Origin of the sequence: Haloarchaeobius amylolyticus, from assembly GCF_042678045.1 — an archaeon.
Taxonomy (GTDB): Archaea; Halobacteriota; Halobacteria; order Halobacteriales; family Natrialbaceae; genus Natrinema; species Natrinema amylolyticus_A.
In genome coordinates, this window is record NZ_JBHUDI010000007.1 from 19129 (window position 1) to 37796 (window position 18668).

The window sequence follows — 18668 nt, forward strand, 5'->3', positions numbered from 1 at the left end:
CCTCGAGTCCTGCCTCGCTTCGCTCGGCAGGACGCCGCGCGGTGCTGGTTGGGACACCGCATTCAGGCGCGCTCTCGCTCGCGCCCAGATGGGCGCTCGCGAAGGCGCGAGCGCGAGCGCGCAGATGGATCTAGTTGGTCGGTGTCGTCGGAAAACCGCGATGTTGCAGAATCGCGGTGGCAGGCGCGTGAGCGCCTTCGGAGATTAGGACTCCAATGTCTAGTAACAACTCGAGTAGCAAGGTCGTTACGGTCGATGAACAGGCACTCAAACAGGCGGATGAGCAGGCGGTCGATGAAGACGGTTTCCCGGTCGTCGACGAGACGCCGGAATTCGAGGCAACAGTCGAGCAAGAGGTCCAAGCAAAGGTGGATGCGAACCACCCAGACGGGATCGTCGATACGAGCGACGACCGGATTCACGGCGCGACCCTCGAGCAGGAAGAGCGCATTCGAGCACGAGAGGATGAACTCGAGCGAATCAGTGCCCAGGCCGAGATAGGAACACAAGAAGGTCGTGAGAAACGAACGCGAACGATCGCTGCGAACCAGAGCAAAGCGCGGCGTGTGGAATTCCAGAAACGGGCGGCAAGCGTGGACCCAATGGCAGACCCAGAGCGGGCAGATCCCCGTACAGAACTCTCTCGAGAGCAGCTGGCGGCCGTGAACAAGCAGTCGATGCGACTCGCAAAGCAGTTGGATGGCTGGTCTCGAGCAGCGATCAGCCGGCGATTGAGTGAAGCCGTCGTCGGTGGCCAAGACCTGACGAGTGCGGTCGTCAACGTGTTCGAGGAGCTGCAGACGGCACCCGGACACGTCATCCCCATTGGAAAACTCGAGGAGGTCTCTCGGAAGGAGGTGAGCATCGAAGGGCGTGTCGAAACCCTGTGGGATCCCTCCCATCCAAGCATCGCACAGGTCGGGCTCATCGCAGACGACAGTGGACAGACACGCGTGACGATCTGGAAGTCATCAGACGCGCCGTGGATCGAGGAAGGCGAACAGGTGCGCATTCACAAGGCTGCCCGGAACTGGCACGAGGGCCGTGTCTCACTGGCCGTGACCGGGTGGTCGATGATCCACTTCCCGGAGCGCGGCCGCTGGTGGGAATAGCCGAAGCAACCCCTTTTTTGCTGGTGTACGCAGTCACCGCCACCTCCCACCACCTCCACGGTCCGGGCTGCTCACGGCCGGGGGCCGTTGCGCTGCCGGGCTTTCGCCACCGCATGAATCCGTCCCACGACTTCTTCATTCAGAAGTATGCCTGAAACTGAGTCGAGCAATTCGGTAACTACAGATGCGAACTGAGCGGTACCCTATATGGAGGACAGATGTCTGGCTGTACGTGTCAGTATTGAAGTGAGCAATTTATTCGACCTATTCTTTAGTAGTGTCTATCGAGCGGTAGATCTTGGATCGTAATTTAGATGCTTGCTCTTCTCCAATCGTCTCGCTCTCTTCAAGCACATCTACAATTTCAGCTATTGTCTCGCAGAGTTGTTCCGGATTGTCGATGTGTGTTTTAGGTTCGTCTTCCATACGCTATCGTCTACATCAAGTGTATTCAACAAAGGGGACAGCCGTCCAGCATCTCTTGTCAAAAACGATGAATTCGACACAATAACCAAACAATTCTCGGATACAATGTTCGCAATCAGACTGCTGGCTTCGTTCACTGATACAATGGAAACTGTGTCACCTGTACTGACCGGTAGCTACGTGTGTAAATCACACCAGACATTATTTGTTAGTGATATTAATTTTCTCCAGGGGGCAGCGGCACACACTCCTTGTTCGTCGAGCGCTCTCGTGGCGGATATTGACTGTGAAGTCCCAACAGGTGCTGGAATTCGATCACGTCGTTATTCCACAAAACATATGGCTAGTTCTTCTGTTTTATTTGTTGAATGGATGCACGATGAACGAACTCGGCCCAAACGAAGACACGCCTGCCTCTGACGGGAGTAAACTCACGGGAATGGGGCGCTTTCGCTGGTTCGAGACTATCGATACTCGCTTGCTCTTGGTGGGCGCGCTCGCCGTGGGCATCGGCATCGGCGCACTCTTCGCCGGTGGAGTACCGGCTTTGGAGGAGTCACCGCCCGATCCTGAGATCGAATCAGTCGAAGTTCTTGACGCGGGTTGTCACGACGATGTGCGATCCCGGGCAATGTCGAGTTCTGATGGGAGCTGGGTCAGTACGATCAATAACACCTCGAAGGATACCGAGGTGTCCGCACAGATTCGTCGAACGTCTCCTCCGGATGCGACGGTCGCCGCGTATCGGGTGGATCTGGAAACGCACAATACGACGATCGAGTCTAATGAGTGCCCAGGCAAGATCGTCTATCGTGTCGAGTACGACGCACCCTATCCTGACGCTGCGGACGCGATGCGGACGGAACGGTACGTTGACGGTGAGTTCCACACCTGTGGTTACTCAAGCAGCGGTCCGGAGGCGGGCTGTGTCGCGTTATATGAGGAACGACCAACCCATTACTCGAATGGCACCGTCACATATGAGTCGCCCTGAACTGATTTAGTCCGGTCACCGCTTTCGGAGCGCGTCTACCGCGAGTTCCGCAAGGAGTCCTGAATAAAGAAACCATGCTACGGTCTACTTCGCGATAGATTTCTCTGCCCCACGAGTGAGGTGAGGGGCAGTCGGAGTTGCTCATTGCCCCTCGTGAACACCATGGCTTTCAGAGAGGTTTACGAGACAACATTCGACGAAGACGTCCAGCCCAACTCGAGCGCCAGTCCGTGTCCCAACTGCAACGGACGGATGACCACCAACGCAGTCGAAACTCGTTGTGAAGACTGTGGACTCCTTCTCGAACCGCAACAATACCAGGCCCAGAAAAGAGTCAATCCCACTTAGATAGAATGCCATTGAGAAAAACTACACAAGCATTGGAACAAGATATTTACTGGAGTAATAATATAGATTTGGATAATGCCAGAATGTGATGGCTGTGGCTCTCATGTCACCGAGAACTATTTCCGGGTTTTCGCCGTTGATGGTGATCTGCCAGCGTGTCTCCATTGTGCCAGCAACCGTGAAGCTCGAGAAGCAGGACTCCGCCAGCAATAGCGTCTCAGTGATCTCATCTCCAGATCTTCTCTACCGAACTGGAACCTACATCGAGACGTGAGACAACACGATCCACTACTCAGCCAATGACTGACCGAGATTCTGACTTTGAGGAGCTTCGTCCGACCGGCGAAGCGTCGCATATCCCAGATGAGACACTCAGCGAGTGTACTGAGGGTGAGCCTAATCGACAGCGAGTTGCGACGGCGACGGCTGGATATCCAGACACTCCAACGGAAGCGGATACCGAGTGCCGATCCTGTGGCGCACCGATCACAGCTGATCAGACCAAATGTCTGTTCTGTCTCACCAATCATCTCGAGGACTCCTCTTCTGAAACAGACGCACCAGCAACAGAGTGGACACTCCTCGGCGTCGTCCACATGCTTGTTGAGTCGTCGACGTTCTACGGCGCCGTCGCGAAAGGCGCGGCTGCTGCGACGCTCCTTGCCTCGAATGCGACCGAACAGGCTGTCGACGACTGCACGATCATCTACGATCTCGAGGACGAGCCTGCAGCCCAATTGACCGATCGGTGGCCTGTACTACCCGATGCAGTACGGATCTCATCCACTGACGGTGAGCAGCTTTTCGCAGCGGCCCATGATCGAACAGCGTGGACTGACCAATCAGCGGTGGATAGTGACCACGAACCCACAACGTATCTCTACGACGAAGGTGGAACTGGCATTCGCGACGAGCAGCGGCTTGCGACGTTGCTCGACAACGCCGGCGATGATGCGTGGTTAGTCCCCGCAATTGCTCTCCAGCAGACAGCTGACGAGCGTGAACCTGAGCATCAGGACAGTTGCATTCCGACCAAACAACGCCTCGAGTGCCACCAGTGCGGACGCACAACCGATCATCGATTCAGCGGTCATGAATCGGTTCCCGACGAAACCTGGACCGGCCACGCAATCTGGGAGTGCCAGGTCTGCGGGACGCCGCGCTATGGACCGAGCCCAGAATGACTTGCTCCGCGTCATGTCTTAACCAACAGACGGCGATGGTGCAGCGTGGCTGTTGGTTAACAGAACGGTCGCCCGTGCTATCGTGTCATGTTTGTCTGCGCCGCGATCGGCTGAGGCGCATTCAATGGACCCACGAAACACACCAGGATACAGACTGCATCGTGCACTCAGTCAACTCAACCATCTCGAGGGCGATCAACTGACTGACGCAGACAGAGAACGAATCGAGTCAGCAACGGCGCTCTTGGAGGAAGTGAGCCTTCTCACTCGCTCCCCCATCATCCCAGGCTCTCCATAGACGTTTAAGTCATCCCGAGCCGATTGTGTAGACATGGCCACCGATCTCACCGAACGTGTCCAAGAGATCGCAGAAGCACGAGATGTCGCCGAGTCGGAGATCCTTGAACAGGCTCTGGAACGCGGTGTCGAAGATCTCTGGATCGATCTGGTTCTCTCGCGGTATGTCAACGACGAAATCGATCGGGAAACGGCAATTGACCTCGTTGGGCGAGATCGCGTCAAGCGTGCAGAGCGCGAACTCCAGGTAGTTGAAGACGATGTTCAGTGGGGTCTGAGTGCGTGATCGTCGCGGTCGCTGATACAGGCCCACTCATTCATCTCGACGAAATCGGTGCGGTTGACGTGCTGTCAGCAGTCGATGGATTGCTCATCCCTCAGACCGTGTACGAGGAACTCAAGGCAGGTACAGTTCCACCTGCACTCAGCAATCTCGAGTACGAACTCGTCGAGGCTGATCCGACTGAACTCACAGTGAATCTGAACCTCGATCCCGGTGAAACTGCCGCTCTCGCAGTTGCGTCCGACCGCTCAGCTGTTCTGTTGACTGATGATCGTCAACTGCCCCGCGCACAGTGGCGTGGGGCTTGTCAGTGAACTCAGCCTCTACCCCGAGAGCGGGGGAGCCAGTGTATCTGGCTAACTCGGTGTTCTCGCTCCTGACTTCAGAGCGTATTGACTGACGCTCCTCCGACCGGACGGCTGATGGCCCCGCCGGAGATACAATTCCGCAACGTTCTTCGCCGCGTTGTAATCCGCGTGATTCGACTTCCCACACGACTGGCACTCGAACTGACCAGCGTGCCGGTTATCATCGTGCGTGAACCCGCACTCGTTGCACCGCTTCGATGTGTTCCGAGGACTCGTCGTATCAACGAACAAACCCTCGAACTCGGCTTTGTACTCCACGAAGTCTTTCAGTTTGCGGAACGCCCACTCGGAATGCCACGCCGCTTCCGGCAAGTCCTCACGAATCCCGTCCAACTCCTCGAATACGATGCCAACACAGTCGTGTTCGAGTGCTTCTTCTATAATACCGTTTGCCACCGTGTGAAGTACGTGCTTCACGTATCGTTCTTCCCGACCGGACAGAGACTCGATGGTTCGGTGGGCGGATTGTGTCCCGGACTGCTGGAGGGTGCCTCGTGTTTTCTCACATTCGCGTCGGTAGTGGTTGAGTTCACCTGCGTCGAAGAAGCGGGCTGTACTCGTCACAGCAATTCGGTTGACGCCGAGGTCAACACCGAGAACCGTTCCGTTCTCGGTCGCTGCCTCGGGTTCGTCGTCTTTCGGCGTCCGGTAGCCGAGATGGATGTACCAGTCACCGTCTCGATAGTGGAGCGTGGATTCTGTGTATTCCCACTCGTCGCTATCGAGGTATTCGTACTGGTATCCACTCTCGTCTTCGGGGAGACACAGGGTGGCGTGGACGCGACTGTGGTCTCCGAGCGTGGTGAGTGTGATTTTCTCCTGTTCGGGGAAGACGGTGAGAGTACGTCGGTCGAACGTCATCGACCGGCTCGTAAACTGTGGTTGCGAGGCTTTCTTCCCGGTTTTGCGACGTTCGATGCAGGATTTAATCGCTCCAGCTACCTCGTGGCAGGTGAGTGTGGCGTGCTGGTCGCCCAATTTGGTTTTCTGCTTGATTTGTTGTTTGGCGAGTTGTCGCACGTCGGACTTGGTGTGGCATTCGTTCCACGCGAGGCCACTTGCGATGTTGCAGCCGTCGAGCCACTCCTCGATTGTGTCGAGAAGCAGTTGCTCATCCTCGTCACTGCGGAGGGTGAGACGAGTGATGAGCGTTCGACGGTGATACTCGTCCGACGCCATATAGTCAATAAAGTTCTATTGATTGATAAAATTTTGGTCAAGTGTCGGCTTCAACCCCGCCCACGGTGGGGCGGGGAATCCGCCTCGCTACCTAGTTTGAAGCACGAGATGCTGCTAACGATCTCAGTATCGAAGTGCATGGTTCAATCGGTGTTATCGTTCTCGCGTATCATCGTGACCAACTTACGAAATCAAAAGCAGCCGAGCTAATGCGGGCACTACAAACAGAAACAAGCCTATTTATTACGGATGCAGTGGTTGAACAAGGAATTTCGCTGCTTGAAAACTAATCTTGATTTTATGCGCCGGTAATGGGTGCCGGCACACTGGGTAAGACCAAGCGAACACTGACCAGAGCGTCGGCACAGTGAGGTATCCCAGATGCATATGATCATTTATCCGTTGGTAGAGGCATCGACAGCAGACGAGGCACTGTCAACCGGAAAGACCGTGTTCGACCGACTGGTTGGCGCGGAGCCGCATTCCTGCGCAGCGTTCGACTACTACGTCACCTTCGACGAAGAGGAGACCACAGTGGCTGGAAAAGCACGGTGGGGCGACCTACCGACAGCTGCACCCGTTACGTCCGACGAAGGTGAAGAACTCCTCAAGCGGGCCTGGGAGACTACGACGGAAACGTTCCAACGAAATCTGAATCGGGTGAAGCAAGCACTCGAGGAACGCAGCGACGATGAGATCATGCGCGACGAGGGTCTCGCTCGGCATGCCTTCCAGCAGGTCGGTGCTTCCCGTGGCCCGTCGATCTGCTTGTATGATCAACACGCGACAGGCATCCGCCGTCGCGGACATCTCGATCGCCTCCTCGAGGAGACTGACGAGCGCGAGACGTGCTGGATCGTGCCGGCAGACGTCCATTTCTGAGTGATCATGCCCCGAATTACCAACTGGACACGAGAGAGTCGAACGCCCACGCTGGCATATCGAAACACGGAGACTGGAGCGCGAGCCGTCCTGCATCGTGCCCCGGATTCCTACGCGTACAAGTGGCGGGCAGCGATCCTTGTCGACGGCTATCCAGTGTGGTCGCAAGGCTTCGAGTCGAAGGAGGCGACCAGCGTTCGGGATGCACTCCGGGACCGACCAGCCCCCGAACTCGCTTGTCCTGAGTGTCCAAACGACGACGTCATCGTCGGCCAGAAATCTGCGGATGGTGCGAAGGCCAAACGATGGTTTGACTGTCCCAACTGTGGCTATGAAGCCCCCTCAAAAATCGTCTATGGCGCAGAACGCTAACAGCTGGTGAGAGCGAGAGCGCAAGCTAATCGCTCAGAGCAACCATGTGTCTCAAGGAGTGGGCGCAGTTCAACTAGTCGTCGTCACCTCGTCTTCGATCAGCTGTTCGAAATCTCCTACCCTCCGGTGCTCGTCTCTGTGAGCGAGTGCTGCTTGCCCCTTTGGTGTGATTTCATACAGTCCAGATCGTTCTTTGGGTCCAATTTTGCGTACGAGACCGTAATCTGCAAGCACCGGTAGCCGAGTATTGATGTTCTGCCGGCTCTTCCCCGTGTGCGCTGCAAGGTTCGTCGCAACGTTCCGTCCCGTCTCATTCAGTGCCTCGAGGATTAGGAAGTCTGTTGGACGTCGGAGTCTCATAATCACCAGTCCCCACCCATTGTTATCAATTACTATAATAACACTATATTAATTATATGGCTTACCGATAGTTTCGGAATAGTTGTTTTTATATTACAAATCCTTACGAAGTTTACTGTTAACCGATAAATTTTCTAGTAGTGATAATTATCAGAACATTCTACTCTATCTATGTCATCTTCTATAGGACAGTACAGCAAAATATAGGGCACTATTTTGCGGATACCCAAATGAAAACACCGGGTTTATGCTGATACCGCCATATCTCTCATATGGAACTAGGAATGGGTCATTCCGTAGTGGCCCATACAACGCAGACGCGTCTGAGAAGCTACCGATGTTGACACCGTCTGTGTAATTTCGATGTTGGCTGGAGCAGTGGCCGATGGCCGATAATTGATGAGTGAAACTATGCCAAAAGAACTCGAACGCGACCTTGGACTGTTCGCGGTAGTCGCTATTAGTATCGGCGCGATGATTGGAAGTGGGATCTTCATACTTCCTGGCCTGGCTCTAAAAACGGCGGGTCCGGCTGTTATTCTCGCGTACCTGCTTGCGGGGGTGCTCGTTTTGCCGGCTGCGCTAAGCAAGGCGGAGATGGCGACAGCGATGCCGGAGGCAGGTGGAACGTACATTTATATCGAACGCGGCATGGGTCCGTTGCTCGGAACGATCGCCGGTGTCGGAACATGGTTTTCGCTGTCGTTCAAAGGCGCGTTGGCGCTGGTCGGAGGCGTCCCCTATCTGCTCTACCTATTTGACCTGCCGGTGAAACCGGTTGCACTCGCGCTGGCAGCCGTTCTCGTTCTCGTCAATCTCGTCGGTGCAAAACAGACTGGACGTCTGCAAATTGCCATCGTCACGGTAATGCTCGCGGCGATGGTCTGGTTTGTCGTCGGTGGGCTCCCATCGACGACCGGCACCTATTATACCGGTTTCTTCAGTAAGGGATCTGATGGGCTCCTCGCTGCTACTGGCCTCGTGTTCGTCTCCTACGCGGGTGTGACCAAGATCGCGAGCGTGGCTGAGGAGGTGGAAAACCCGGATCGAAACATTCCACTCGGGATCCTCGGGTCGCTTTCGTTCACGACGCTCCTCTACGTCCTCATTGTTGTGGTGATGGTAGGTGTGACCCCGCCCGATCTGTTAAGTGACTCTGCAGTGCCGATGATTCACGCGGCCGAAGCGACACTTGCCTGGCCAGGTGTAATTGCCGTCATCGGCGCTGCAGTCCTCGCATTGATCAGTACAGCCAATGCAGGTATCCTGTCGTCGTCTCGGTATCCGTTTGCGATGGCTCGAGACCAGCTTGCACCGCCGTCTCTGACAGAGATTCACGAAAAGTGGGGGACGCCTGCACGGGCAATTACGCTCACCGGTGCTGTGATGTTACTGCTCATCGCATTCGTTCCGATCCTCCAGATCGCGAAACTGGCGAGTGCGTTCCAGATTATCGTCTTTGCACTGGTCAATGGCGCAGTTATCGCCTTCCGTGAGGGAAACGTTGGGGACTACGACCCCAGTTTCGAGTCACCGCTCTATCCATGGACGCAGATTGTCGGGATCGCTGGCGGGTTCCTTCTCATTGGGTACATGGGAACGATCCCGCTTGTCGGCGCTGTCGTTATCACAGCAGGGTCGATACTGTGGTATGCGTACTACGCGCGAGACCGGGTCCAGCGCGAGGGTGCTGCCACAGACGTTGTACGGCGAACCGTCGGTCGCAAAGCTGTCGAGCGGACGAAATCAACCTTCGAGGTGGATGGGTACGAGGTACTCGTCGCTCTCACTGAGGGAACGAGTGAGCGACAGGAACAGACGTTCCTGCGGATCGCTGCTGATATCGCCCGCGAGAACGACGGAAGCGTCACCGTCGTTCAGTTCGACGAGGTTCCCGACCAAGTACCGCTCCGACAAGCGTCGGAGACACAGTCGCCGGCGGACATCGAGTTCGAGGAGCAGACAGAGCCACTGACCGACGAGTTCGATGTCCCGATCCAGTACGGCGAAATCGTCAGTCACGACACGAAGCGAGCGATCGCTAACTTTGCCGAACACGAAAGTGCGGACTTCCTCTTGCTCGAGCGAAGTGATGACCCACTGTACGCGCCGATATTCGGGACAACTGTCGAGTGGATCACGCGCAAGGCACCATGTGACGTATTACTGATCGAGGACCGTGACCTCGATCGAATTGACACCGTCACAGTCATTACCGACCGCGGGCCGTTCGATCCGCAAAAAATCACCGTTGCAAACGCGTTAGCGAGAGAGGCTGGGGGTGAAATAGACTTACTGTATCCGCTCGATAGTGCTGCAACCGAGACTCAGCATGAAACAATAAATGAGTACCTTGCGGAACTAGAGTCGCTGTGTTCGGTCCCCGTGAATCGCTCGATTATCGAGACCAACGAACCCGAACAGGACTTTGTATCAATAACTGATACTGCTGATATCCTTGTCATTGGTACAGATGGAGGACGAATACGAGGGAATCTATTCGGACGACCAGCAGAGAGAATTATTGATAACATCGATTGTACGGCAATTCAAATTGAGTCGAAGCGGGGTAATCCTGGCCTGCTCCGTCGAGCAGTCGAACGAATCGTATTCTAAACGAAAAGCAGCACGAGTTCCCTGCCCTACCGTGGTAGGGGAGAAACGCAAGAGAATTCCTCGGCTTCATCCTTCTAAGCCAGTGGTATCGGCTGATTAGATCGATGTTCAACAGAACAGTATAAGACGAGGAGCATATGAACTTCCGCTAACAGTGACTTAACACCCAGTGAGAGAACAGGACTTTAGACAGGTATGGCAATTTGAATGATATTCAGCGTGTCCAGAAGTTACCAGTGAACAACACGAGCACGGGAATGATCTCGAGGCGACCGATCCACATGAGAAAGACCATCAGGAGCTTCGAGCTATCAGGGAACTCGAGGTAGCTCCCGAACGGGCCGAGCGAGCCGAACCCAGGACCGATGTTGCCAATCGTCGCGAGGCTGGCGCTGAACGCCTCGAGCGGCGTCAGCGTGTAGCCGATGCGGCTGGCATCGAGCGCGATGAACAGCGTCGCGACGGCGAAGATGATGAGATACATGAAGGTGAAGCCGAGGACGCCGCGGATCGCGTCCTCGTCGACGACGTTACCGCCGAGCCGGACCGGCCGAACGACTTCGGGGTGAGAGGCCGTGAGCAGTTCCCGTCGGAGGACTTTGAAAATGATCACCCATCGAACCACCTTGACACCACCACCGGTCGAGCCAGCCGAACCGCCGACGAGCATGGCAAAGAGGAGGACGATCTTTCCCGTCGAAGACCACTCGACGAAGTCGCTGGTCGCGTAACCGGTCGAGGTCAGCAACGACGCGATCTGGAAGGTGCTCTGTCGCAGCGAGTTCTCGAGGATGCCCTCGGTTACGCCGCCAAGGCCCGCAAGCGCCGGTGCGGTGCCAGAGTAGAGCATCCCGGCGAGGAGGACGGTCAGCCCGGCGATCGCGGCGATGTAGGCGCGAAACTCGGTGTTTCGAACAAAGCGATTACCTTCACCGCTGAAGACGTGCCAGAACAGGGCGAAGTTCGTCCCGGCGATGATCATGAAGGGGATTGCCGTCCACTGGACGATCGCAGAAAAGGCCGCGACGCTGTCGGCCTCTGGGGAGAACCCGCCCGTCGGGAGCGTTGTGAACCCGTGGGCGATGGCGTTGTACAGCCCCATGTTAGGAGCCATTCCCACGAGATGAAAGCCATAGAGCAACGCGATGTAGATAGCAGTAAAAGCGAAGTAGACGAGCCAGAGGATCTGTGCCGTCTCGGCGATCCGCGGGGTCAGTTTCTGTAGCTCCGGACCCGGCGCCTCCGACTCGATGAGTTGGGCACCGCTGACGGCGACCTCCGGGAGGATCGCGACCATCAACACGATGATCCCCATCCCACCGAGCCACTGGGTGAGCTGGCGCCACATCATCACGGCGTGGGAGTGGCGTTCCAGCGAGATCTCCCCGAGTACGGTCGCTCCGGTCGTCGTAAAGCCGGACATCGACTCGAACAGCGCGTTGACGGGATCGGCGAGCGTCGATTCGGTTCCCCAGCCCGCGAGCACGTACGGGACCGCGCCCACGGCGGCGACGGCGAGCCACGAGATCGCGACGAACAGCATCGCTTCACGGATCTGCAGGTCCGGCTCGAGGTCGAGTTGCTCGAGGCCGTGGCCGACGGCGATCGTCAGTGCGATCGTCGCGACGAACGGAAACACCGAGTCGCCGTAAATGAACGCCACGACGATCGGGATCACTAACGGAACGGAGAGATACTTGAGGACGGTCCCGACGAGTGCGAAGCTGGCGCGCCACTCAGTTCGGAGTCGCATAGAACACCCCACTCACGGAGTCACGTCTGGACACGGTTGTAACGGCATTTCGCTAAGGCCGTAATTAATCCATCGTGACCGACACGCTGTCCGGCGTCCTCGATCCGGCCGCCGCTCGCTCCGTGCGGCGGGATGGTATCCGACAGTATCACCACCGCGAGCGCCGATTCTGAGGTCGTAGCACCGATGCGAGACGGGTACAGGTACTTTATACGAGCCGTGCGTAGTGTGACCTATGAACGTACAATTACCAAGTGTTCGCCACCCACACTCGTTTTACGACGTGTTCGGCGTCGTTGCTACAGCAGTGGCGATCATGGCACTCGTCCTCACGGTTCGACATGGATCGGTCGTCCGGATCGAGATGGTCGCATTCATGGCGATCGTCTTTCTGTGGGCCGGGTGGGCGATCGAGCGAATCCTGGCCGAATCGGAGGAACAGTCGAAGCGACGACGACAGCGACCTCCCTGGGATCAGTAACGGTGGTGACGGCCGTCTGACGGGCGAATCCAGCCGACTGTCGCTCAAGGCCGGGAGATGGAGGCAAGCAGTGCCGAAGCGGTATGTTTTCATCGGAGACCGAAGAAACCCGACGTAATGTATATCATCGTCGTCGGTGCGGGCGATATCGGGATCCCGCTGATCGATATCGCGACCCAATCGGGAAATGAGGTTGTCGTCATCGAGAAAGATTCCGAACGCGCAGATCGAGCCGCCGGTGAGTACGACTGTCTGATCCTCAACGACGACGCCACAGCCCATGAAGCGCTCATCGACGCTGGAATCGGGAAAGCCGATGCCCTGATCAGTACAACTGATCGGGACGCGACCAACATCATGGTCTGTCTGCTCGCGCAGGAACACGAGGTACCGTCGATCGTGTCGGTCGTCCACGATCCAGAACACATGAACGTGTTTCGCCAGATCGGCGTCAACACCATGGAGAACCCCCAGGAACTCATCGCCGAGTACCTGTATCGGTCGGTCGCTCGCCCGGCGATCGTCGACTATATGCGAATCGGCGAAGAGGCAGAAGTGTTCGAGATCCGAGTCACCGAAAACGCGCCGATCGTCGGCAAAACGATCCTCGAGGCCGCGAATAAAGAAATTATTCCCGACGATGTGCTGATCGTTGCCATTGAACGCGAAGGACAGGACCCGCCAATTACTCCAAAGGGAAGCACAACCATCCAGACCGGCGATCTGTTGACCGTCTACTCAGGATTTGGTGCCGAACCCGAACTGACAAACGTGTTCGGCCACTACGAGGACCGGGTGAAATGACGCCTGAGCCGGGCGGCCATGGACTCGCGGCTTTCGACAGCACTCCTTACGGAGGGCTCGAATTCAGGTGAGTTGCGATTTCGACGTGTATATTAACCGCAACCGGGGGAAGAAAGTGATGAATAAACAAGGCGACGGAAATAGTCGGCTGAGACTTGCGGCTGATGTTTCGGCGCTGACTGGACTCTTGTTCGTCTCGCTGCTCGTCTCCTTGGTCCAGAGCGCGTACTAGGCGATGCCAGAAGTGTTTATTTCGATATTGTTATCAATCGTCATTGGTTCTTTTCTGACTGTGCGTTTCCATCACGCACACTACGATAAATTATGTATGAAATGAAAAATAATATATAAGTTATTGCAACACCAGATGTGAAAATCGACCGTCCCACGACAGCGATGAAAAGAATGATTAGTGGACCGAGAAGCAGCAGTACATCGAAGACCCGATCCTCAGCACCTGCCTCAAGGAGTTCTCCAACGACCGGGAGGTCGCGAAGATTCATTGGTATATCCCACCCCGGCGGAAGAGTGCCCGAAGCGTCACCAGTACGGGGATGATCTCAAGGCGACCAATCCACATATTGAACAGGAACATGAGTTTCCCGAGCGTCGGCAGCGACTCTGGGCCGGTAATGCCCGCAGAGAGGCCGACGTTGCCCTGTGCGCTTGCGACCTCGAAGATGACGTTTTCGAGGGTGTACTCCCCTTGTGGAAGTATTAGGAGAAGCACAAACATCCCAATGCCAAGGAAGACAAACCAGAGAAAGCCGATGATGGCTGCTTCCTCGAACTCCTGGCGGACTTCCTGTTCGTTGAGACGGCGACCGTTGATTTTCAACCGGCGAACTGCTGTCTTGGGATAAAAGACATCCGCGATACGGAATCGGGTTCCTTTTAACAGCGTGAGCGCCCGGATGAGCTTGATTCCGCCGACTGTCGACCCGGCTGCACCGCCGACGATCATCCCGAAGACCACCGTGAGCTGGGCCTGTGCTGGCCACCGGCCAAGCGCCACATTCGTCGAGTCGACTGCAGTCTGGAAGCCAGCGCAGGTTGCCGCCGAGACGAACTGGAAGGAACTGTAGCGAAATGCCGTAAACAGGGTGTCATACGTTTCGGTGACGTAGACGAGCGCGGTAAGAGCGAGCGTGCCAGCGCTCATGTAGATGAATACCCATCGAGTCTGGAGATCCGTATAGAGATTTCGGAGGTCGCCTTGCAGGATGAGATAGTGCACTGGAAACGCGATACTGCCGAGCAGCATGATCGGCAGGAGCGCGAAGTCGATAGCGACGCTGTCGTAGGTGGCGATCGAGTTGTCCGTGATCGAGAATCCACCAGTTGATAAGCCTGTCATAGCGTGGTTGATTGCACCCCAGAGCGGCATCCCGACGACCCACAGCAGCAGAATCGAGACGAACGTAAAGAGGAGGAAGATCCACCAGATCGTCTGCACCGTGGAGACGATACTCGGATGAATCCGTTCGGATCGCGCTTCGCTCTCATAGAGTGTCAGTGACCCACTGCCAGGGCGGGCGAGGATCGCCGTTGTCAGGACGATCACGCCGACGCCACCGACCCACTCGATGAACGACCGCCACCACTGCAGCGTCCGCGGTAAGACCTCCTCGTTGTCGGTCATTGTCAGGCCAGTCCCGGTAAAGCCGCTCATACTCTCGAAGACGGCGTTGAGCGGATTGGTAAACGCCGCGAGTGTCTCCGTCTGTGCCGGCGTCTCAAGGACTGGGAGCCCAAGCTCAACGGTCCACGCAATGAGGAGGAAAGGGACCGATCCGAAGAGCGCGACACAGAACCAGCCCGTCGCGGCGATAATCATCCCGTGTAACTTCCCAGGCTGGGTCGCCTCCCGAAACGTCGATGTCAGGAGGTAGCCGATCCCAAGCGGGAGTAACCCGGAGACGATGAGGGCCGGCATCGCCCAGTACTCTCCCCAGACAAGCGGGATGAGCAGCGAGACGAACAGTAACCCGGCCAGCGCTTGAAACATGCGCCCCAAGTCTCGGCTGATTGTTTCCATCGCATCGTTCATACACATCTCACCTTCATCGTCGAATTTTTATTTGCATCGATGTACTGAGTATCCATTTTAATTTGTATTTTCTTAGATTATTGATTTGAAAAGTACATATCACCACTTCGGCTCCTCATTTCGGTCGTCATTTAATTCGGTCTTCAGAATGACCGAACACATCAGTCAGTTCGGGGTCAGCACCAAATGCCGAATAGACGGTCAGCAAATCACCGGGTTCGATTTCCGTCCCACCTTTGGGAGTAAGGGGTGAGCCCTGTCCTTCGCGTTCGATCGCGACGATCAGGACGTCGTCGGGGAGGACCCCCTCCTCGGCTGCCTTGACGATCGTTTTGCCGGCAAGTGGGGCGTTTTCGGTGACTCGGATCTCGAACACTTCTGCCTCTTCGCCGATTCGCATGTAGTCGACGATTGCCGGGCGAGCGACCGACCGATACAGGTACTCGGCGATGAGTTCCTGGGGGTTCTCCATGGTGTTGACGCCGATCTGGCGGAACACGTTCATATGCTCTGGGTCATGCACGACTGAGACGACTGCTGGAACCTCGTGTTCTTTGGCGAGCAGACAGACCATGATGTTGGTCGCATCTCGGTCGGTCGTACTGATTAGGGCGTCTGCCCCTTCGATACCGGCATCCATGAGTACCCCATGGGCCGTCGCATCGTCATTGAGAACCAGACAATCGTACTCACCGGAAACCCGATCAGCTCGTTCTTCGTCGTTCTCGATGACGACAACTTCGTTGCCCGACCGAGTCGCGATGTTGATCAGTGGCGTTCCAATATCTCCTGCTCCAACGATGATAATATACATGTATACTTATAACTCGAGTCGCTGCATGATCGCTTCCCAAATCGACAGGGGAGACTCCTCTGGCCCACGTGCCATCATGACTGTTCCGTCTGTTTGTTCGCCAATGCTCTCCACAAGGGAGCCATCGTCTTTTCTACGGCATGGATACCTGTGACGCGGTGGAACTGATAGCATTCGAAGATAGCTGCCATGTCCCGTGCGTTCGCCTCGGTGGAAACTGGAACAACGTAGAACAACGATAGATTCTACAGGAGATCGCATTAGCAGATCACTCTTCTAGATCTCCAAGAAGTGACCAGTTGAGGTCTTCTTCACCATCTGGATGTCTCTCCCGAGTCACATGGTAGAGGGAAACAGGGGATGAGTCACTGTCCGAATCGCCCGTATCAGGAGACCGCATTTTGACTAATGTGTATACTTCCTCATCCTCAATGGCGAGAACATCACCTTTCGCTTCTTCGCGAATCTGTTTCTCTATCGGCGGATGAGCTTCTTCAAGAAGCTGTTCGACGTATTCGTGTACTGTACGAAGTTCTGGCGGCTCAAAGGTATCCAGTTGCTCAACTAGAGCATCTGGGAGCCGCTCTGAGAGTGATTGTTCGTCGTCTGAATTGCTCATACGTGGATCGCTATTCTGGAAAGCAAAATAACTTCCGCTAGATTTACGGATACGTTCTTTCAGCCCCAGAATATTTTCTTATCGTTTATCGTCTTTGAGATGCCGTGTCTCCTGTAAAATCCCTACTTCTCCATCAGACAGTATCACGTATATGGGATGATTGATGCTGTTTCCAATCGAGAACAAAGGTCAAGTTAAAAGCCAAAAGGGAACCAGTTATCACACATAAGTATGTCCAAAGGAATCGATGAGATAGACGAGGAGATACTGTATTATCTTACGCAGGAGGGCCGTCATACGTCCGCACCTGATATCGCGGAGAAAGTAGATGTCTCTGCTCCGACTGTTCGTAATCGGATTCGCCGTCTCGAAGAAAATGGGATCATTCAGGGTTATCATGCTCATGTGGACTACGAGCAAGCCGACGGTCGACTAACAAACCTATTCACCTGTACCACGCCGGCGACTGATCGGCAGGAACAGGCCCAGCGGGTGCTTGATGTTCCAGGTGTTATCAACGTCAGAGAGATCATGACTGGCAAAGGCGATCTCCAAATCAAGGTCGTCGGGATGGATACTGATGACCTCACACGTATCGCACAGGATATTACAGCTCTTGGTATCGAAATTGATGATGAGGGCCTTATTCACCGAGAATATGTCCGCCCGTACGCTCAGTTCGGACCTCGGGAAAAGGAACCAATTTCGCCAGTAACCGGTGTTGCAGGTCTCGCTGGAGATGCAGATGTGATCGAGGTCATTGTGAAGGAAGGTGCACCAATCACTGGCAAAACGCTTCAACAAGCCAACGAAGAGAACCTTATCCCCGCAAGTGTGCTGGTAGTGAGAATTGATCGAGGCGATCAAGCCATCACTCCGACAGGAGAGACCACGATCAGGAAAGATGACTTCGTGACGATTCACTCGCGATCAGGGATCACTGATAACACCTTAGAGGTGTTTACTGGGTGAACTACCCCTCCCTCAAGCGCGAGCCGTCAGGTGAGCAGTAGGGTTGGACTTCCTGTTTCCACTACAAACGCGCTTTGCAGGAACCGAATTGGTTCTCGTAGGGAGCGCAGTCTCCCCAGTCGGTGATTTGGGACAGCCCTCCTTACTTGCTTCAGACCACGTACCAAGATATTGTAAGCCGTATTCCGGTTCCTGTTGGCCGTGAATCTGCACGAGACATGACGGACCCACAGCGACTTCTCGGTTAAGGTAAGAGATACCCAGCTGTTATACTGTATGTTATCTTTTTCTCTTGTATGGGCAGTATACCAGACACCTTCCACGGCAATCTTCTTAGACACGTTCTTGTTCCGGTTGCAAACGAGAACGATGCTGAGAAGACAGCATTATCGCTTGAACCGTATAATCCAGACAAGGTGACAGTACTTCACGTCGTCGAAAAAGGAGAGGGCGTTCCAGATAAGACGCCTGTCGAGCAGTCCGAAAACATCGCTGCAGAATCATACGCCGCTGTCCGCAGGGTCTTTCCTGATGCGAACGACCACACTGCCTACGCCCGAGATGTCGTCGCTGCTATTTTCGAGGCTGCTGATGAGGTAGATGCGAGCTCTATCGCGTATCGTTCCCGTGGTGGAAACCGAATTATGCAGTTTCTATCGGGTGACCGCTCGCTCAAACTCGTTACCCAAGCCAGTCGGCCCGTCATCGCACTACCGCGGACAGATGGAGACGCATCAGCCGAGTGATCACACGC

22 protein-coding genes and 1 pseudogene are annotated in these 18668 nt (G+C 55.4%); 15 read left to right on the forward strand and 8 right to left on the reverse strand.

The genetic code is table 11. The features are described 5' to 3' along the window. Positions 1-215 precede the first annotated feature (215 nt). The gene (locus ACFR99_RS12560) at positions 216-1112 is read left to right on the forward strand and encodes a DNA-binding protein (protein ID WP_390287875.1); all 897 of its coding nucleotides are present in this window, start codon (positions 216-218) and stop codon (positions 1110-1112) included. Positions 1113-1376: 264 nt separating this feature from the next. Here the strand turns inward: ACFR99_RS12560 and ACFR99_RS12565 are convergent, their stop codons facing one another. Then, positions 1377-1538 (reverse strand): hypothetical protein, encoded by a 162-nt coding sequence (locus tag ACFR99_RS12565; RefSeq protein ID WP_169319060.1) that lies wholly within the window; start codon positions 1536-1538, stop codon positions 1377-1379. 379 nt (positions 1539-1917) lie between these two features. Between ACFR99_RS12565 and ACFR99_RS12570 the strand changes: the two genes are divergently transcribed. From ACFR99_RS12570 to ACFR99_RS12585, 6 genes are all read left to right on the forward strand, one after another. Then, positions 1918-2532: a hypothetical protein gene (locus ACFR99_RS12570; protein ID WP_390287877.1), complete on the forward strand. Its 615-nt coding sequence runs from the start codon at positions 1918-1920 to the stop codon at positions 2530-2532. Between the two features lie 423 nt (positions 2533-2955). Beyond that, entirely contained in the window at positions 2956-3093 is a 138-nt protein-coding gene (locus ACFR99_RS20370; RefSeq protein ID WP_465260899.1) for a DUF7563 family protein, read from the forward strand. 86 nt (positions 3094-3179) lie between these two features. Continuing rightward, on the forward strand, positions 3180-4064 hold the full coding sequence (locus ACFR99_RS12575) for a biosurfactant protein 1 (protein WP_390287879.1): 885 nt from the start codon (positions 3180-3182) through the stop codon (positions 4062-4064). A gap of 124 nt (positions 4065-4188) precedes the next feature. Further along, a complete protein-coding gene (locus ACFR99_RS20375) occupies positions 4189-4362 on the forward strand; it encodes a DUF8012 family protein (protein WP_465260900.1) in 174 nt (57 codons plus the stop codon). 33 nt (positions 4363-4395) lie between these two features. Continuing rightward, on the forward strand, positions 4396-4647 hold the full coding sequence (locus ACFR99_RS12580; protein WP_008015331.1) for a hypothetical protein: 252 nt from the start codon (positions 4396-4398) through the stop codon (positions 4645-4647). Then, the gene (locus tag ACFR99_RS12585) at positions 4644-4958 is read left to right on the forward strand and encodes a PIN domain-containing protein (protein ID WP_390287881.1); all 315 of its coding nucleotides are present in this window, start codon (positions 4644-4646) and stop codon (positions 4956-4958) included. The genes ACFR99_RS12580 and ACFR99_RS12585 overlap by 4 nt, the downstream gene beginning before the upstream one ends. 42 nt (positions 4959-5000) lie before the next feature. Here the strand turns inward: ACFR99_RS12585 and ACFR99_RS12590 are convergent, their stop codons facing one another. Beyond that, the gene (locus tag ACFR99_RS12590; RefSeq protein ID WP_390287883.1) at positions 5001-6191 is read right to left on the reverse strand and encodes an RNA-guided endonuclease InsQ/TnpB family protein; all 1191 of its coding nucleotides are present in this window, start codon (positions 6189-6191) and stop codon (positions 5001-5003) included. A 101-nt stretch (positions 6192-6292) separates the two neighbouring features. Between ACFR99_RS12590 and ACFR99_RS12595 the strand changes: the two are divergent. From ACFR99_RS12595 to ACFR99_RS12605, 3 genes and pseudogenes are all read left to right on the forward strand, one after another. Further along, positions 6293-6481 (forward strand): annotated as a pseudogene (locus ACFR99_RS12595) (PIN domain-containing protein); the annotation flags it as partial. A gap of 91 nt (positions 6482-6572) precedes the next feature. Continuing rightward, positions 6573-7073, forward strand: coding sequence for a hypothetical protein (locus ACFR99_RS12600; protein ID WP_390287885.1), 501 nt, complete (start codon positions 6573-6575; stop codon positions 7071-7073). A 6-nt stretch (positions 7074-7079) separates the two neighbouring features. Continuing rightward, positions 7080-7445 (forward strand): DUF7568 family protein, encoded by a 366-nt coding sequence (locus tag ACFR99_RS12605; RefSeq protein ID WP_390287887.1) that lies wholly within the window; start codon positions 7080-7082, stop codon positions 7443-7445. A gap of 69 nt (positions 7446-7514) precedes the next feature. On the opposite strand, the gene ACFR99_RS12610 is transcribed toward ACFR99_RS12605, so the two are convergent. Further along, the gene (locus ACFR99_RS12610; protein WP_390287889.1) at positions 7515-7805 is read right to left on the reverse strand and encodes a winged helix-turn-helix transcriptional regulator; all 291 of its coding nucleotides are present in this window, start codon (positions 7803-7805) and stop codon (positions 7515-7517) included. A 411-nt stretch (positions 7806-8216) separates the two neighbouring features. On the opposite strand from ACFR99_RS12610, the gene ACFR99_RS12615 reads away from it, so the two are divergent. Next, positions 8217-10421 carry an amino acid permease gene (locus tag ACFR99_RS12615; protein ID WP_390287891.1) on the forward strand — a complete coding sequence of 735 codons (2205 nt, stop codon included), beginning with the start codon at positions 8217-8219 and terminating at the stop codon, positions 10419-10421. A 214-nt stretch (positions 10422-10635) separates the two neighbouring features. On the opposite strand, the gene ACFR99_RS12620 is transcribed toward ACFR99_RS12615, so the two are convergent. Beyond that, positions 10636-12174: a TrkH family potassium uptake protein gene (locus ACFR99_RS12620; protein ID WP_390287893.1), complete on the reverse strand. Its 1539-nt coding sequence runs from the start codon at positions 12172-12174 to the stop codon at positions 10636-10638. Positions 12175-12409: 235 nt separating this feature from the next. Here ACFR99_RS12620 and ACFR99_RS12625 point away from each other — a divergent pair, with 235 nt between their 5' ends. After that, on the forward strand, positions 12410-12655 hold the full coding sequence (locus ACFR99_RS12625) for a hypothetical protein (protein ID WP_130501951.1): 246 nt from the start codon (positions 12410-12412) through the stop codon (positions 12653-12655). 117 nt (positions 12656-12772) lie between these two features. Further along, the gene (locus ACFR99_RS12630; protein WP_390287895.1) at positions 12773-13459 is read left to right on the forward strand and encodes a potassium channel family protein; all 687 of its coding nucleotides are present in this window, start codon (positions 12773-12775) and stop codon (positions 13457-13459) included. A 272-nt stretch (positions 13460-13731) separates the two neighbouring features. Here the strand turns inward: ACFR99_RS12630 and ACFR99_RS12635 are convergent, their stop codons facing one another. The 4 genes from ACFR99_RS12635 to ACFR99_RS12650 form a co-directional block, all read right to left on the reverse strand. After that, positions 13732-13962: a hypothetical protein gene (locus tag ACFR99_RS12635; RefSeq protein ID WP_390287897.1), complete on the reverse strand. Its 231-nt coding sequence runs from the start codon at positions 13960-13962 to the stop codon at positions 13732-13734. Continuing rightward, positions 13959-15509 carry a TrkH family potassium uptake protein gene (locus ACFR99_RS12640; protein WP_390287899.1) on the reverse strand — a complete coding sequence of 517 codons (1551 nt, stop codon included), beginning with the start codon at positions 15507-15509 and terminating at the stop codon, positions 13959-13961. Before ACFR99_RS12640 ends, ACFR99_RS12635 begins: the two co-directional genes overlap by 4 nt. Before the next feature lie 127 nt (positions 15510-15636). Further along, positions 15637-16323: a potassium channel family protein gene (locus tag ACFR99_RS12645; RefSeq protein ID WP_390287901.1), complete on the reverse strand. Its 687-nt coding sequence runs from the start codon at positions 16321-16323 to the stop codon at positions 15637-15639. 268 nt (positions 16324-16591) lie between these two features. Then, positions 16592-16942 carry a hypothetical protein gene (locus tag ACFR99_RS12650; protein WP_390287903.1) on the reverse strand — a complete coding sequence of 117 codons (351 nt, stop codon included), beginning with the start codon at positions 16940-16942 and terminating at the stop codon, positions 16592-16594. A gap of 231 nt (positions 16943-17173) precedes the next feature. Here ACFR99_RS12650 and ACFR99_RS12655 point away from each other — a divergent pair, with 231 nt between their 5' ends. Beyond that, the gene (locus ACFR99_RS12655; RefSeq protein WP_390287905.1) at positions 17174-17914 is read left to right on the forward strand and encodes an Lrp/AsnC family transcriptional regulator; all 741 of its coding nucleotides are present in this window, start codon (positions 17174-17176) and stop codon (positions 17912-17914) included. A gap of 296 nt (positions 17915-18210) precedes the next feature. Further along, on the forward strand, positions 18211-18660 hold the full coding sequence (locus ACFR99_RS12660; protein ID WP_390287907.1) for a universal stress protein: 450 nt from the start codon (positions 18211-18213) through the stop codon (positions 18658-18660). Positions 18661-18668: the final 8 nt, after the last annotated feature.